Source organism: Sporomusa aerivorans (assembly GCF_041428895.1).
GTDB lineage: Bacteria > Bacillota > Negativicutes > Sporomusales > Sporomusaceae > Sporomusa > Sporomusa aerivorans.
In genome coordinates this window covers 505820-523299 of the sequence record NZ_CP156926.1, presented here as the reverse complement: position 1 = coordinate 523299, position 17480 = coordinate 505820, and the positions used below count along the sequence as shown (strand labels likewise).

The window sequence follows — 17480 nt, the reverse complement described above, 5'->3', positions numbered from 1 at the left end:
TGTCCCTTATTTCAAATTTTCAATAGCCACTATAAGCTCATTGGGCGTAATTGCTTCGCTATCATATTTGGCATGCAAGGTTACTGGGACTTTGCCGGCAACTGCACGTTCCACTTCTATGACATATTGTCCGAAATTCATTTCCGCAACAAGTATATTTTTTACTTGACTTGCAATTTCTTTTACCTGTTTTTCCGGGAATGGCCACATGGTGATCGGGCGGAATAGACCTACCTTTATGCCTTTAGCACGGGCGTCATCCACAGCGGCATAGGCAGTCCGCGCAGTGCCGCCGTATGCAATAACGGCAATCTCAGCATCGTCCATACAATAGTTTTCATAAAGGATGATATCATCAAGATTATTGGTTACTTTTGCATGCAAACGATCAGTGCATGCTTTGGTTGCAGCCGGAGAACCATCAGGAAAACCATATTCATCATGCACAAGCCCTGTCACATGCCAGCGATAACCAGTACCAAAGGGAGCCATTGCCGGTATCAAATCATCATCGGTCTTATAAGCTTTGTACTCTTCCGGCCTCACTTTGGGCAATTTACGTTGCGGCTTGACGATCTCGTCATAGGATGCAGGGAGTTCAATTTTTTCCCGCATATGGCCGATGACTTCATCAAGCAGTAAAATAACCGGAGTACGATATTTTTCCGAGAATTCATAAGCCTTAATGGTCAGGTCAAAACATTCCGGAACACTGCCAGGAGTAAGAGCAATCATCGGATGATCTCCATGCGTTCCCCAGCGTGCCTGCATAACATCGCCTTGTGCCGGTGACGTAGGTTGTCCTGTTGAAGGACCCACCCGCTGTACATTGACAATAACCATAGGAATTTCAGCGATGCAGGCGTAACCGAGAAGTTCTTGTTTCAACGAAAAACCTGGACCGCTTGTCGCAGTCATAACCTTTTTCCCGGTGAGAGACGCACCTATGATAACACCGATACCGGCAATTTCATCTTCCATTTGAATAAACTTGCCGCCAACAGCCGGCAGCATTTTTGCTAACGATTCCGCCACTTCCGTAGAGGGCGTAATCGGATAACCGCCAAAAAACTTTACACCAGCGGCAATAGCGCCTTCTGCCACTGCCTGATTGCCCTGCATAAGACAAATTTTGGACACCCTATTCAACTCCCTTTTACTTTTTTACAAAAATTGCATAATCAGGACAACGCATCTCACACTGGCGACATAGGATACAGTCCTTTTCATTAACAATTTCTACTTTTTCAAGCTGGTTAACACCCAATACCTTCTTGGGGCAAAACTCTACACAAATGCCGCAACCTTTGCAACGATTGATGTGTAAATTCAGACTCATTTATAAGTCCACCTCACTCTTTAGTCGTAAATATTTTATATAAAAAAGGTCAAAGACCTCTTTTTTATCATTTTAACTAGCCGGAATCTTTACCTGCTTAAAAATCTGTAATTCTATCTGTTGATCTGCCGTTTAGCCTGTTGCTTAGTCAAATCTTCACAACGCCCGGCTTTCAGAACAGCACCGCCAGTTTGATGACCTGCCATTTGCTCAGCCATGCGAGCCGTCGCTATCGCCTTTTCCAAATTAATACCGGTATCAATGCCCATTTCATGGAGCATATGAATAACATCTTCAGTAGCCACGTTACCTGACGCACCTGGCGCGAATGGACAACCGCCAAGTCCGGCAAAGGCGCCGTCAAACATAGTGACTCCCGCCTGCATACCGGCAACAATATTGGCCAAGGCCATATCCCGAGTATTATGGAAATGCATCACCCACTTCACCTGGGGAAATGACTTTTTCATATAGCTGCCTAATTCAAATACCTGGCGCGGATTAGCCATGCCAGTGGTATCCGACAGGGACAATTCCGTAATGCCCAGTTTCAAAAAGCCAAGCACAACGTTTTCCACTTGCTCTACCGGCACCTTTCCCTGGAAAGGGCAACCAAAGCTCGTAGAAATGGCCCCTGATACTTCCATGCTGTGTTGAACAACAAAATCCACACAGCTATTAAACCCTTCCATCATTTCTAGAGGTTTTTTATTAAAGTTATTGATACAATGGGCTTCACTAGCAGACACAGTGAGTTTAACCTTATTTAAGCCAGCTGCAAAAGCACGTTCAACACCTTTAAGGTTTGGCACTAAAACGCGATATTCAACACCAGGTACCTTTTCCATAGCCTGTACTAATTTATCAGTATCGGCCATGGCCGGTACTGCTTTGGGATGTACAAATGAACCAACCTCAATTACTTTGATACCGGCTGCAACTACCGAATTCAGCAATTGCAATTTTTCCTCCAGGCTAAATATTTTTTTCTCGTTTTGCAATCCATCCCGCAAACCGACTTCACAAAACGTTATTTTAGCCGGCCACATGTTGTTGGCCTTTTCCATGGGTAATCATCCTTTCCACGCACTACTGCTTCTTTACTGCTAAATAATGCCTTTTTCTTTCAATTCATTTACTTCTTCAGGACTTAATCCCAAAAGACTGCCATATATATCTTCGTTATGCGCGCCGAGTTTAGGCCCACCCCACTTGACTTCCCCCGGTGTAGCGCTGAGTTTTGGCACAATACTCGGCATTTTAATGGTGCCGAAATCCGGATGGTCCACTTCAATGATGTTCTCACGGGCGGCATAATGGGGGTCGTCCCAAATATCGGCCATACTATAAACCAAACTTACCGGTGCGCCAGCCTTGTCTAAAATCGTTTTGACTTCCTGATAATCGTGTCTGCTCATCCAATCAATAACGACCTCTTCTACAAGCGCATTATTCTTAACGCGGGCACCATTAGTATTAAAGCGGCTGTCCTCCAGCAACTCGCTTCTACCAATACCATGGGCAAAATATTCAAAAGTCCGGTCAGTGCTGCATACCAAAACCACCCATTTGCCATCTTTAGTTTTAAATGTGCCTGACGGGCTGGCTGAGCCACTGATACTGGGCCGTCTTTCCGTAATTCTGCCCGCTATGTCATAATTGGCAACAGCACCTTCCAGCATACGGAAAATGCTTTCATAGAGGCTCAAGTCCACTTCCTGTCCTGCCCCATGGTTAACTTCCCGGTAGTATATACAAACCATCGCAGCAAAAGCACCGTAGAGCCCGGCAAGATAATCACATAGCGAAATCGGCGGATTTACGGGAGGACGGTCGGGATAACCGGTCATATAGGTTAAGCCGGAAAAAGCGGTAGCCGGTGTGCCAAAGCCAGCTAAATGGGCATACGGTCCTGTTTGACCATAACCGGTAATACGAATAACAATGATTCGGGGATTGGCTTTTTTCAAAGTCTCACTGTCTAATCCCCATTTGTCAAAAGTCCCGGTCCGAAAATTTTCAATGATTATATCACTTTTTTCAACCAGTTTGAGAAAAAGATTCTTTCCTTCCTCTTTTCTGAGATCAAGCGTAATACTTTTCTTGTTTCTGGAAAACGCCGCCCACCGCAATGATTTGCCTTCATAGAGCGGTCCCATATTTCGACCGGAATCCCCTTGACCCGGCATTTCCACCTTAATAACATCTGCTCCAAAATCACCAAGTAAGGCAGCTCCGAAAGGTCCTGCTATTACGGTCGAAGCATCAAGTACGCGTATACCCGCTAATGCACCTGACATAACTTATCACTCCCTATTTATCTAAGATTCTTAAAAGCCTAACTGAAATAAGTTGTAGCACATAATGAACAAACAATTATGGCAACTAACTTTGTTATTATGCATTAGCTATGCCAAAATACGATTTAAAGCTGATAATATTTTTTAAAAAGCTAAATATGCTGATTTTGCAGATATTGAGCGAATATTTTGCAGCATGCGAATTGGAAAATGATAAAAGACAATTGAATAATTAAGTTGTTTTTGTTATACTTGTGCAAGATATAACTGCATTTTGTTGCAATTCGTTGCGGAGTGATGCCATGTGTCCAAAATACTTTTTTTAATCCCCTATAAAACTCTAGTGCCTTACATCAAAGAAATATTAGCCCCCAAATATCCCGATATTGAAGTAGTTCTGGTTAATCCCCGCACTGCGGTACCCCTTGTGCAGCAATACTCTGCGCAGGGAATTGAAATCGTAGCAGCCAGGCCGGTCACCGCAACAGCCATTCAACAAGCTAATTTAGGAATAAATGTTGTAACAATTCCCATCACAAGTTTTGATATTATTCGTGCCATAAATACCGCAAAACTGCAGGGAAAAAAAATTGCAGTTGTTGCCCATTCCGCCATGGTATTAGGCATTGATTTTCTGGCAAAAGAGTTAGGTGTTGAAATACAGTATTACTTCACCAAAAGCGGGCAGGACTATGAAGCCCCCATCTTAGAAGCCGTGGCAAATGGGGCTGAAGTAATTCTTGGAGGCGTATTAGCTGTCACTGCTGCCAAACGTCACAACATCCCTTCATCACTAATAAAAATCGGCGACGAAAGTATTTTTCAGGCCGCACAGGAAGCTATGCAAATTCAAGCAGCCCTGGAAAACGAATCGGCGAAACGCGGCTTCTTCAATACCATCTTGGATCATACCAACCAGGGTATCATCACCATTGATGTCGATCATCATATTACTGCGTTCAATCCGATTGCCCAGAAGCTAACGAAAACCAACAAAACAAACGCTCTGGGACAACCGATAGAAAAACTCCTGCCACAATTCACTTTACTGAAAACCTCTTCCCAAAAAGAAACTGCCACTCACAGTATTATTGATGTGAGTGGCAATAAGGTCATGTATAACAGCGTTCCCATCATAATTAATAAAAAATCCTTCGGAGCCGTCATATCCCTGCAAGAAATAGATAAAATTCAACAAATGGAGGCTATGATCCGTAAAGAGATCTATGCACGCGGTCATGTGGCAAAATTCCACTTTGAGAATATCATTGGCCAAAGTCCGGCCATAATGAATACGATTGAAATGGCCAAGGACTTTGCCGCTACAACTTCCAGCATATTAATTTTGGGTGAGACCGGAACAGGTAAGGAAGTATTCGCTCAAAGCATTCATAACGAAAGCAGCCGCGCTAAAGGACCGTTCGTTGCGGTAAACTGCGCCTCACTCCCTGGCCAGTTATTGGAAAGTGAACTATTTGGTTATGTAGGTGGCGCATTCACCGGCGCAAATAAAGAAGGCAAACCCGGATTATTCGAAGTTGCTCACGGCGGAACAATTTTCCTTGACGAATTAGCGGAAATGGACTATGTCAATCAAGGCCGGCTGCTACGCGTTCTTCAGGAAAAAAGCGTGACCCGGCTGGGCAGCTATAAAGTCACGCCAGTTGATGTACGCATCATTGCCGCCACTAATAAAGATTTAGAAGCTCTGATTTCTGAGCATACGTTTCGCGATGATCTGTATTATCGGCTTAATGTTTTGCGTCTGGAGCTTCCTCCCCTCAGAATGAGAAAACGGGATATTCACTTATTTGTCAAAGGCTTTTTCGATGAGTTTGCCACCAGCACAGGCAAACGCTTTAACCTGACAAATGATGCGGTAAAACTACTTGAAGATTACTCTTGGCCTGGCAACATTCGCGAATGCCGCAATCTTATGGAAAGAATAGCCGCAACGGCGAAGACTGATATAATCAACCGTTCCATATTAGCTCCCCTGCTAAATCCTCAAAAAAACCTACCTTCACGCACTCCCAAAGAAAAACGCATGATCAAGGAAATTACCAATGCGTTGCACGAAGCCCATGGAAACTATACGGTTGCTGCCGATATTTTAGGAGTCAACCGCACAACGTTATACCGGCGAATGCAAAGGCTCAATATAGATTATTAGCAAAAATCCTTTCTTTTTTTGTTCCCATTTATCAATCCGCAGAAAAAACCTTGTTCATTATATAGATACCCCTGTTCACAATTTTTCTGCGAACAGGGGTATCTATATTGCTACTTATACAATGGAGACGATACTAAAATCACGCTTGTCCTAGAGGCGAAATTTACTAGTAGTTTCTTGTAATTCTTGCGCCATCTTTGCAAGGCTATTGCTTGAGGATGCAATTTCTTCCATAGCAGCAGATTGCTCTTGTGTCGTCGCAGATACCGTATGAGCCTCGCCTGCCGTGGTTTTCGCCAGTTGCTCAACTTCCTGGACGGAAGAAACGATTTTCTGACTGTCGTTCGATAATTCTTTAATCGCCGTTGAGATTTCCTGAACCTGCGCGGCAAGCTGCGAAACTTGCATAACAATTTCCTGAAATACATCACCAGATTCATTTACGACATGAGTACTTGTCTTCACACTAACTGTACCCTCTTTCATAGTCGACACAGCCGTATCTGTTTCCTCTTGTATTTCACCGATAAGGCTTGCAATTTGTTTTGCCGCATTTTGAGACTGTTCGGCCAGCTTACGAACCTCTTCGGCCACGACAGCAAAGCCGCGCCCCTGTTCACCTGCTCTTGCTGCCTCAATGGCCGCATTAAGAGCTAAGAGATTGGTTTGACCGGCTATTCCAGATATAACATCAACAATCTGCCCTATCTCTTTTGACCGCTCGCCTAATTGGCCAACGACCTGCGCAGATGTACTAATAATCTTTTCCATTCGTTCCATTTGTTGAACAGCACTTTCTACGGTGTTGCAGCCGCTTCTCGCTGTTTCGGCAGTATTAGAAGATTGCTCCGAAACCGCATTGGCATGTCCCGCTACTTGTTGAATTCTATCCAGCATTTGTTCGACTATTGCAACGGTTTTAGCCACTATACGGCTTTCCTGATCGCTTGCCCGCACAACTTCCGTTATAGACACTGCAATCTGATTAGCTGCCGCCGCAGACTGTTCAGCATTGGCAGTAAGTTCTTCTGACGAGGCTGCAACCTGTTCAGCATTGTTATGCACTTGGCTGACTAAGCCTTTTAGATTATCGGCCATGGTATCCAGCGATTTAGCTAAGAGGCCAATTTCATCACGGGAAGTTATGTCTATTTTTTGGGTTAAATCACCCCGGGCAATTTCACCAGCCATTTTTTGCATCTCTAAAATTGGTCTGGAAAAGCGCTTGGCTATGAAGGGAACTATGCAACTAACAATTCCGAGTACTACCAGCGTCACAATTCCCAGCAACAGCATCAGAGAATGCGTTTTGTCTGTGATCATCGTATACGGCACTTCCAAACAAATTAACCATCCGGTTCTTGCATCATACTTGTATGTTACCACTCTCTTCCCCGCCACATCATCATGTATAACGGAGGAACCGCTTTTCTTTTCTGACAAGCCTGCTTTGACAAAATCCCTGTCACTCATATCGGTACGGTCCTTGACAAGATTTGCATCGGGATGAGCTAAAATCTTACCTTCGCTATCGATTACGTAGGCAATCGTTCCATTAGTGGATAGCTCCGCCACAAACTCACTTATTTTTGTCAGCGCAATAGATCCTTGCATGACTCCGCTTACCGCATCTGTGGCTATGTCTCGCACCGGGGCTGTCAAAGTTATGACCAATTTATTTGTATTTTTAGAGAATATGACTTCTGATATCGTTTCTGCATTCCCCTTTAAGGCAGACTGGTAATACGAACGCGTGCCAACTTTAATCAGGGGAGTATCATCTCCACGTACCACTTGGTTTCCATGGGCATCATCAAGTGTAAACGACATGTCCGGATTAACCTTTTGAATCTGCACGAGAAACGCCTTTACCTGCGCCAAATCGTAAGTTTTTACGGCCGGATTGCTTGCCACAGCAGAAAGAATGGCAAAAGGGATATCTAAATACTCATTAATTTTGAGTTGCACATTACCGGCTACTTCTTCACACTGGGTAATAGTTTCCTGTTCCAACGATTTGCTCAAATACTGTATTGATATCGCCGACATCAGTACTAGTGGAATAAAACTTATCAGCAGCATAATAAAGATTAGCTTTTTCTTAACACTCAAAATTATCATCTCCTATTTTACTTTTTTGCCCTCTGTAAACCAATCATGCTGATAGTCAAACAGCGGATATAAATTTCTTTTACGAAATTCATATCCGCATACAGCATGTAAATCCAAGCCACATTTTTTTTGCGACAAGAACTCGAAGGCAGTTATTTAACTAGAGCAGGAATAACCAACGAGGCCCAGAGTCCATATATCACTGCCGTTGCCAAGGTGAGCCTGAGTCCGACTTTAAACAGGTCATTTTGTCCAAAATAACCGTAATCGAAAGTCATCATCAGGGAAGCTGTCTGCGATGGCAGAAAGTATCCCGCCCGGCAGAAAACATAAGTAATCCAGCCAAGAGCAACCAGTTGGCCTTGCGAAAAACCTGCATGGGTGCCAATCATAATCGCTAATGGAATAAACAATGCAGCTGCGGCCGTCACCGAAGCAACGCCTAACCGTAAAACAAGTGTAATACCACCTACAAGTAACATTACCCCTACAAAGGAGGTAACACCCAATCCGCCTACCCAGTGGGCAATCATGTTAATTACGCCGGTGGCTTGTAGCAAAGCAGCAAAACTTGTAGCTGCGGCAATCACCATAATGGAACCCCATGCGATAGATTTACTATCCTGTTTCCAGTTACCAGGACCAACACCGGGTAAGAATAACGCAACAGCCACCATAATTAAGACGATTTCCGCCGGTATATGATGAATCTTGTCGGTTACCCATAGCATAACCGCCGCTATCAGGGTTGCTAATACATATTTTTCTTCATACCTCATAGCGCCAAGCTTTCCAAGTTGCTCATGTATGAAATCCACAGAAACAGTTTCCTGGCTGGATGGAAACATCTTTTTTAAAGTAAACCACTGAAAGGCTAACATGATAAGCGCAGGCAGCAGCAAATATTCAGCCGTATTTATCCAATATTGAGGTGCATGCGTTCCTTCTTCAATCAGCCTGCCTGCCAAAAGTGTTGCCTCGGCTCCGGTAAGAAAAGCGGCTCCCATTGTCGACGGCATCATTCCTGCTGCCATATATACCGCCTTTTGAAAGGGATTTACTTTAGAACCAATCAGCTCTTTCGTAAAATTGAACGGCCTGACCAATCCTTCGGCAAATGACACATACAGTGCGGTTCTGCCAGTTGCTGTCGGCGCTAAGAAAGACAAAGGCACTTCCGCAATAAACATAGCACCAAGAATACGATCTACCTTCGCCTTACCCGATGTCCCCGCAAAACCAGCCATGATTTTATAAATGATACGTTCGCTTAACCCAGAGGACTTAACAACGGCCGCAAAGGCTGTAGCTGCTAATACTCCTGCCGGTACAGTTCCCGCAAAGCCGGTAAGTGATTTCGTAAACGCAGACTTCAAACTCAACTTAGGATCAGCGGAACCTGCCCAGGTCATTAAAACGATTAACATGAGTGCGGAAACAGGATAAGGAACGGCCTCCGTGGCCCATGTCACCACAATAAAAACAAGAATGGCCAAAGAACGTTGTCCAGCAACAGGCAAACCTGTTAAAGGAGCAATAAATAATGTAATAATCCCCAACAAGATGGCCAATCCCAAAAACATTAGTTTCCTTCTGCTACTCGTTTTTTTCTGTTGGCCGTTAGTCTTCATCTCACTAGCTTTCGCTTCGTTCATTATTATCCTCCCGCAAATTATATATTTTGATTTTTCAAGCTACCCATTTGCATTTATTGGCACAAATTTAAACAGCAATTCGTTCTCCTCCAGCCAACACTGAACATTGCCTTCAAAATCCGGATTCGTTTGTGGGTAATCACTGCGAAAGTGAGCACCTCTGCTTTCTTGCCGCATAAGCGCCGACTGAACGATTGTTTTAGCAACACGCAGTGTGTCTCGCAGCGAACTACCATTGACCATTTCTTTCGCCGTTCTGTCAATATAATCGTCCACTTGGCGTAACCCCTGTTCTGAACGCACGAGAGAAACATCCTCCCACATTTTCTTTCTTAACGTATTGAATATAGTGGAATTATTATCATTGGCAAAACTCTGCAAAAGTTCACCCACAGAAGGTTGAACAGACCCGCACCGTTCCGCCGCCTGAGATGCGGCCTGAATTCCCGCTTGCCACCCAAAGACGCAAGCCTCCATAAGAGCGGCTCCGGACAACCTGTTTGCCCCGTGGATACCGCCGCATATTTCGCCCGCTGCATATAACCCGGGTACTCCAGTCGACGCAAGCTCATCAATCACAATTCCGCCCAAAGAATAATGTACACAGGGAGATACTTTGATGAAATCTTTGGTTGGATCAATTTTGGCGGCAAGTAAAAATTGATAGAAATCCTTATATTGCTTCTTCAGATCATCTGAAGGTATGCCCGTACAATCCATGTATACACAACCATCGATTCCTTTGCCTGTTTGAATTTCCATAAAAATCGCCCGGGCCATATTATCTCTTGTTGCCATATCGCCCATAGAGTCATAGCGATTCATAAATCTTTCACTGTCGACATTGCGCAGCACGGCCCCAGCACCAAAAAGCGGATTCGAGACTGGCGCTTTAACCGGGTCAAACATCATCGTAGGATAAAACTGAATTTGTTCCATGTCCTGCAGCCGGCACCCCGCAGAAAGAGCTAATGACAAGCCATCGCCAGTAATATCCCTTGTATTGTTGGTTTTAGAGAAAAGATAGCCTGCACCGCCGGTTGCTAGAACAATACCGTCCGCCAAAAACTGGTAAACTTTTTTTTCCCGATCCACCCCGATTGCCCCTATGACCCGGGCATCATTTTTCAATATCTGAAAGATCTTTACACCCGATACGGTTAAAATATTTTGTTCCCGCATCCTTTCTAATAGCGGCAGCATAAAAGACAAGCCCCTGTTCTGATACGGCAGCCCCGTCCAATCAGTCGGAATATTTCGTGGAACACTATGTCCAGGAGGTCTGCGTTTTTTATAAGAACCATCGCTTCGTACCAGTTTTACCCCGTAATCTTCAAGTTGTCGCAGGATAAACGGAGATTCGGCAGTTAACTTTTGGGCAAGTTTCCCATTGTTTAATCCCTTGCCCGAGTGCATAATATCCGTCAAGTAGCTCGCTGCATCGTTTTCTGCTTCACCTGTAGCTGATGATATACCACCGCCGGATACTAATGTGTTCCCAGCTTTACCTACAAGAGATTTACTTACAATGGTAACTGTTTTACCGCAGTTGCCAGCAGAGAGAGCGGCTAGCATTCCGGCCAAACCGCCGCCAATAATCAATACATCCGATTTGACTATCTCCAATATCCAACACTCCAATCTTTCGTTAACTCTGCAGCCTTTCTAATTTGAAAAATTGACCTCTCTACTTTTGGGTAGCATGGTTCAGTTTGCCACCCGCTAAAATTATCTCGCACTGACGCATTGTAAGATTATTCACTGTTGTAAAAGAATAATTCTTTGTCAGATTAGAGACTTGGATCCTGGGCTCATGAATAACGTTATATATATCGTCAATAAACAACTCATCATCTTTTTCAATCCGTTCGTAATCTTCGTCATTAACAAAAACCAGCGGCAAGATGCCAAAATTAATGAGATTATCCCGATGAATCCGCTCAAAACTTTTAGCAGCAACTACACGAACGCCCATATACATCGGACAAAGAGCCGCATGTTCACGAGATGATCCCTGACCATAACTAATACCGGCAACAATGACCGACGCTACCCCAGCTTCTTTATTTTCTTTACAGTATTGCGGAAACAAAGGATCAATGAATTTGAAAATAAACTCACAGGATTTAGGTATATTGGACCGATAGTTCATAGCAGAGCCACCTGGGATAATATCATCGGTATTAATCATATCCGACACCTTGATAGCAACCCGCGACTTTAATTCAGTTGGCATGGGCGTATTAAACGGGGGTGTTCCAATCGCGGCACTGCGAAATATCTCTGCAGTATTGGAAGGATAAAGTATCATGCTATCATCAATATCATATTTTTCCGGCAAGCAAATTTGAGGATAGTTTAAAAGCAGATCACGCGGATCGGTAATTTTTCCAGACAAAGCAGTGGCAGCCGCAGTCGCGGGGCTGACCAAAAAGACCTGCGCATCCTTAGTACCGCTTCTTCCTTCGAAATTACGATTGTTGGTCCGAACAGAAACCCCTCCGGTTTGGGGAGCTTGTCCCTGTCCGACGCAAAATCCGCAGCCAGCCTCTAATATCCGGGCTCCCGAGGCAATTATGTCATACAAAGCTCCGCTTTGAGTAATCATTGACAGAACCTGGCGCGAGCCCGGGACAATCCCCAAACTCACACTGGGATGAATCTTTCGACCTTTAAGCATAGCTGCAACAGTCATCAAATCTTGATAAGAAGAATTTGTACAGCTGCCAATCAGGACTTGATTCACCGGCTTGCCTTCCATTTCTTTCACTGTACACACATGATCCGGCGAGTGCGGTAAAGCAATATTGGGTTCTATCTGTGAAAGATCAATGGTAATTTCTTTGGCATAGGTTGCATCCGGATCGGCTAACAGCTCCTGCCAATCTTTTTCTCTGCCTTGGGCGATGAAAAAACGCTTCGTCATCTCATCGCTAGGGAAAATTGATGTCGTCACCCCAAGTTCAGCTCCCATATTACAAATGGTTGCCCTTTCAGGAACTGTTAAATTTTGAATGCCTGGCCCGGTGTATTCGAGTGCTGTTCCTACATTCCCCTTCGAAGTAAGCAGCTTTAAGATTTCTAAAATGATATCCTTAGCGGACGACCATTCTTTAATTGATCCTATTAAATTAACTTTTATCACTTTCGGCGAAAGAATATATAGAGGAGCTCCGCCCATAGCCAAAGCAACGTCAAGTCCCCCAACACCAATTGCCAGCATGCCGGCAGCACCACATGTCACAGTATGACTGTCACCGCCGATTAAAGTTTTGCCAGGTTGGCTAAACCTTTCTAAATGAACTTGATGGCATATGCCGTTGCCGGGCTTAGAAAATACAATCCCATATTTATCGGCAACGCTTTCCAAATAGCGATGTACATCTGCATTTTCCGATCCTGGCTGAAACATCAGATGATCCACATATGAAACCGATAATTCTGTTTTTACTTTCTCAACCCCCAGTGACTCAAATTGCAAATAGGCCATTGCCCCCAGCGAATCCTGTGTCAATGTCTGATCGATGCGAATTCCTACTTCTGAACCTGGTTGTACACTGCCACTAACAAAATGCGAACTGATAATCTTTTCAAATAGATTTTTTCCCATTTCTCCTCCTCAATTATCCACTGTATTTTTAATGTCATACTTGGTTGCAGCTACTCGTTAAAATCAAAATATATATAATAATAATTCTTATGATCATTAAAACAGTTGACTATACAGCAAACATAATTTCAAATTATCTACGTACCTATAATATATTGCAAATTTCATGCCAAATTAAATAAAAGTATTTGCAAAGTATCAACTTTTCTGTAAACGTTGGTTTTACTGGGCTTTTTCATTTATATTAACTAAAGCAATTTGAGAATGTTAATCCAGATAGTGGATATTTAGATAAGCGATGCAAATATCCGTGCATATTGTTGCATTTTATTGAAATATGCTGCATTTCTTTATCTAGCATCTGCACACTACAGCAGCAAAATGTACATAAGGAGTAGATCGCTCACAAGCGAATCTACTCCTTAATCCCATCAATTACTTATGATAATTAAACTGCACTTTCGATTCTTGCCAATCAGCACGTTCATACTTTGCTCCCGTGGCAATCTCTACATAGGACAGTCTGTCCTGCCCAATCAACTTGTACTTCTTCACCCGCTTTATGCACGATGCGACTAAAGAGTACCAGTGGTTTTGTTAACCCGGCAAGGTGTCCGGATACGCCGAAATGCTGTCCGAAATACAAAAAAGACAGGGACGAAAATTGAATAAGCCCCTTCTGTAACATCTTGGATACAGAAGGGGCTTTATTCTTTTACTCCACAGTTACGCTCTTAGCCAGATTCCTTGGCTTATCAACGTCGCAACCGCGGGTTACTGCCGCATAGTAGGCCAGCAACTGGAGCGGAATGACAGACAGAATCGGGGCCAGGAATTTGCCGGTGGCCGGGATATAGATGGTATGGTCGACATATTTGGCGAGTTCGGTGTCGCCTTTGAGCCCCACACCGATAACGACGGCGTCCCGGGCCTTGACTTCTTTGATGTTGCTGAGAATTTTTTCATAAACATCTTTCTGGGTAGCCAGGGCAATAACCGGTACACCTTCGATGATGAGCGCCAGGGTGCCGTGTTTGAGTTCACCGGCGGCATAGGCTTCAGCGTGGATATAGGAAATTTCCTTTAGCTTCAGCGAGCCTTCCAGGGCAACTGCATAGTCCAGCGAACGGCCGATAAAGAATACATCTTCGTTAAAGCCGTATTGCTGAGCAAAAGTTTTAATGGGCTCAACGTCTTCTAAAAGCTCATGCACCTGGCCGGGCAGGTTTTTGAGTTCCTGGCAAAGCTGATGAATTTTTTCGGGGCTCAGCGCGCCTTTGAGTGCGCCCATATAGATAGACAACAAGGCCATTACAATGAGCTGGGTGGTGTAAGCCTTGGTAGAGGCTACCGCGATTTCCGGGCCGGCCCAGGTGTAGATGACCTGGTCGGCTTCACGGGCGATGGAGGAGCCGACAACGTTGGTGACGGCCAGGGTACGGGAGCCTAGATTTTTGGCCTCTTTAAGCGCTGCCAGGGTATCGAGGGTTTCACCCGACTGGCTGATAACAATGGTCAGGGTCTGATCGTCGATAAGCGGTGAGCGGTAGCGAAATTCGGACGCCACATCGACTTCTACCGGGATACGGGCCAGATTTTCAATAAGGTATTTGCCGACGATCCCGGCGTGATAGGCTGTGCCGCAGGCGACAATGGCTATTTTTCTAATGGCGGCTACATCGTATTTACTCCATTTGAGTTCATCGAAGGTTACCCCGCTGTCATCTTTGGCTAAGCGGCCGGTCATGGTTTCGCGCACAGCTTTGGGCTGCTCATATATTTCCTTGATCATGAAATGCTCATAACCGCCTTTTTCAGCTGCTTCGGCATCCCAGTTTACTTCAAATACTTTCTTGGTTACAGGCACTCCCTGGCGGTTCATGACCCAGACGGAGTCCTTGGTCACAATGGCCATTTCGCCGTCGCTTAGAATATAGGTTTTCCGGGTGCGGCTGATAATGGCCGGAATGTCGGAAGCAATAAAGTTTTCGCCTTCTCCCAGACCGATAACCAGCGGGTTATCCTGCTTGGTGCAGATAAGCTTGCCCGGTTCGTCCTGACACATAAAGACCAGGGCATAAGAACCTTCAATCTTTTCCAATACTTTTTTTACGGCGGCTTCAAAATCGCCTTCATAGCATTCTTCGATCAGGTGGGCTACAACTTCGGTATCGGTTTCCGAGGTAAATTTGTGACCTTTGGCAATAAGCTGTTCTTTCAGGTGCAGATAGTTCTCAATGATACCGTTATGCACAACAACGAATTTGCCGGTGCAGTCGGTATGCGGATGCGAGTTGGCGTCGGACGGACGGCCGTGGGTGGCCCAACGGGTATGGCCAATGCCCAAATGACCGGTAAGCGGTTTAATTTCTACTTTTTTCGCCAGAACGTTCAGGCGGCCGACACTTTTATCCACGTTGATTACATTGCCGTCAAAAACAGCAATACCGGCCGAGTCATAGCCCCGGTATTCCAGTTTGCTCAAACCTTCCAATAGAAAGGGCGCTGCCTGATCAGGACCGATATAGCCTACAATACCACACATATATATAAGCCTCCTAAAATTCTCAAATTATTGTCCTTCCATGGAAAACAGACTGCCAGGCTGCACATGCCATGGCAAATAGGATGACTGCCTGCCGCCGTTTTGTTCCGCAGGTCGCCCTGCGGTTTTGTCGGCCAGCTTACGACTGCAGTTGCCGAGAGGTACCCGCTGACTGCTCGATAAACCTCTGCCTCGTCTGCTTGGCGGTTGCCAAGCACCAGCGCTTCAACTTAGTTTTTGACACACCAGGTGTTATTATCCGTCTTTTTGTCATTTCCACCTCCTCTAATTATTAATTAACATATGCGAAGGAGCACTATATAGTGCTCCTTCGCCATATTTATATTATTGTAATACAGTTTACCATACTGGTCAATATGCTTATGCCTGTTCCTTTTTAATTACATCGGCAATGGCGGCGACTATGCGCTCAAGATCAGACAGATCCGGGCCTTCGGCCATAACGCGAATAAGGGGTTCGGTGCCGGAAGGGCGTACCAGGATGCGGCCGTTGTCGCCCAGTTCGTCTTCACCGGCCTTAATGGCGGCGGCGATATTGGCGTTAGTGTCCCAGCCTTCTTTGCCCTTTACCCGTACATTGACCAAAAGCTGTGGAAAACGGATCATTACCTTAGCCAGTTCCGACATTTTTTTGTTGCTCTCTTTCAAGGCGGCAGCCAGCTTTAACGCAGTAATCACCCCGTCCCCGGTGGTGCTGTACTGGCTGAAGATAATATGCCCGGACTGCTCGCCGCCAAGCACCAGATTGTGTTTTACCATGGCTTCGAGCACATAACGGTCGCCAACCGGCGTCACGAGGACTTTGCCGCCGGCCTTTTTTATGGCTTGATGGAGCCCAAGGTTGCTCATGACAGTGGCAACCAGTGTTTTTTCCGGCAAGGTGTTCTGCCTGAGCATCTCAAGAGCACAGATCAGCATGATCTGGTCGCCGTCAATGGCTGTCCCGGTTTCATCCACCGCCAGGCAGCGGTCGGCATCACCGTCATTGGCCAGTCCCAGGTGAGCGTTATGCTCGACGACAGCCGCCTGCAGCTGTTCCATGTGCGTTGAGCCGCAACCGGCGTTAATGTTGATGCCGTCCGGTTTATCGTTAAGAACAATTACCTGTGCCCCTAATTTTTTAAACGCCGCCGGTGCGGCTTCATAAGCGGCTCCGTTGGCGCAGTCGACAACGATCCGGAGACCGGCCAAACTGGTTTCCACCGTGCCGACGGCATATTCAATATACTTGTCCAATAAATCATGCCTGCTGGTGATAAAGCCAACGCCATCGGCGGTTGGCCGCGGCATGGCATCCGCATCGGCCTCAATGAGTTTTTCCAGTTCATCTTCAACAGCATCCGGCAGTTTGTAACCGGTTGCGGCGAAAAATTTAATGCCGTTATCAGGATACGGGTTATGGGAAGCCGAGATCACTACCCCGGCCTGCGCCCCCTGTGTGCGGGTCAGGTAAGCGACCGCCGGCGTAGGCACGACGCCTAAGAGGACGGCCTCGCCGCCTGCCGAGCAAATGCCGGCTGCCAGGGCTGCTTCCAACATCTGACCGGAAATACGGGTATCGCGGCCAATGAAGAATACCGGCCGCTTATGCTCTTTGCCAAAATAATAGGTTGCTGCCCGGCCCATTTTAAAAGCCAGTTCAGGCGTTAATTCCGTGTTGGCCAAACCGCGTACACCATCGGTTCCAAATAGTCTTGCCATTTATGTTATATGCCCCTTTCAATT

General features: G+C 45.4%; 11 protein-coding genes. 1 reads left to right on the top strand and 10 read right to left on the bottom strand.

The genetic code is table 11. The annotated features are described in order from the left end of the window. Positions 1-6 precede the first annotated feature (6 nt). From SATMO3_RS02425 to SATMO3_RS02410, 4 genes are all read right to left on the bottom strand, one after another. Complete coding sequence (locus tag SATMO3_RS02425; protein WP_371376979.1) at positions 7-1140, bottom strand: 2-oxoacid:acceptor oxidoreductase subunit alpha; 1134 nt, start codon at positions 1138-1140, stop codon at positions 7-9. A gap of 16 nt (positions 1141-1156) precedes the next feature. Then, positions 1157-1339, bottom strand: coding sequence for a 4Fe-4S binding protein (locus tag SATMO3_RS02420; protein ID WP_371376976.1), 183 nt, complete (start codon positions 1337-1339; stop codon positions 1157-1159). A 113-nt stretch (positions 1340-1452) separates the two neighbouring features. Then, positions 1453-2406: a hydroxymethylglutaryl-CoA lyase gene (locus SATMO3_RS02415; RefSeq protein WP_371376973.1), complete on the bottom strand. Its 954-nt coding sequence runs from the start codon at positions 2404-2406 to the stop codon at positions 1453-1455. Positions 2407-2445: 39 nt separating this feature from the next. After that, positions 2446-3639, bottom strand: a complete 1194-nt coding sequence (locus tag SATMO3_RS02410) for a CaiB/BaiF CoA transferase family protein (protein WP_371376970.1) — start codon at positions 3637-3639, stop codon at positions 2446-2448. A gap of 304 nt (positions 3640-3943) precedes the next feature. Between SATMO3_RS02410 and SATMO3_RS02405 the strand changes: the two genes are divergently transcribed. Further along, positions 3944-5812 (top strand): sigma 54-interacting transcriptional regulator, encoded by a 1869-nt coding sequence (locus SATMO3_RS02405; RefSeq protein WP_371376967.1) that lies wholly within the window; start codon positions 3944-3946, stop codon positions 5810-5812. 150 nt (positions 5813-5962) lie between these two features. Here SATMO3_RS02405 and SATMO3_RS02400 read toward each other — a convergent pair whose 3' ends face one another. The 6 genes from SATMO3_RS02400 to glmM all read right to left on the bottom strand — a co-directional run bounded on the left by SATMO3_RS02400 (position 5963) and on the right by glmM (position 17456). Then, on the bottom strand, positions 5963-7933 hold the full coding sequence (locus tag SATMO3_RS02400; RefSeq protein ID WP_371376964.1) for a methyl-accepting chemotaxis protein: 1971 nt from the start codon (positions 7931-7933) through the stop codon (positions 5963-5965). A 143-nt stretch (positions 7934-8076) separates the two neighbouring features. Then, positions 8077-9579, bottom strand: coding sequence for an SLC13 family permease (locus tag SATMO3_RS02395; protein ID WP_371376961.1), 1503 nt, complete (start codon positions 9577-9579; stop codon positions 8077-8079). Positions 9580-9618: 39 nt separating this feature from the next. Further along, positions 9619-11205, bottom strand: a complete 1587-nt coding sequence (locus SATMO3_RS02390; protein WP_371376958.1) for an L-aspartate oxidase — start codon at positions 11203-11205, stop codon at positions 9619-9621. A gap of 61 nt (positions 11206-11266) precedes the next feature. Continuing rightward, on the bottom strand, positions 11267-13189 hold the full coding sequence (locus SATMO3_RS02385; protein ID WP_371376955.1) for an aconitate hydratase: 1923 nt from the start codon (positions 13187-13189) through the stop codon (positions 11267-11269). Positions 13190-13904: 715 nt separating this feature from the next. After that, entirely contained in the window at positions 13905-15734 is a 1830-nt protein-coding gene (glmS, locus tag SATMO3_RS02380; RefSeq protein WP_371376952.1) for a glutamine--fructose-6-phosphate transaminase (isomerizing), read from the bottom strand. Positions 15735-16115: 381 nt separating this feature from the next. After that, positions 16116-17456: a phosphoglucosamine mutase gene (gene glmM, locus SATMO3_RS02375; protein WP_371376949.1), complete on the bottom strand. Its 1341-nt coding sequence runs from the start codon at positions 17454-17456 to the stop codon at positions 16116-16118. Positions 17457-17480 lie beyond the last annotated feature (24 nt).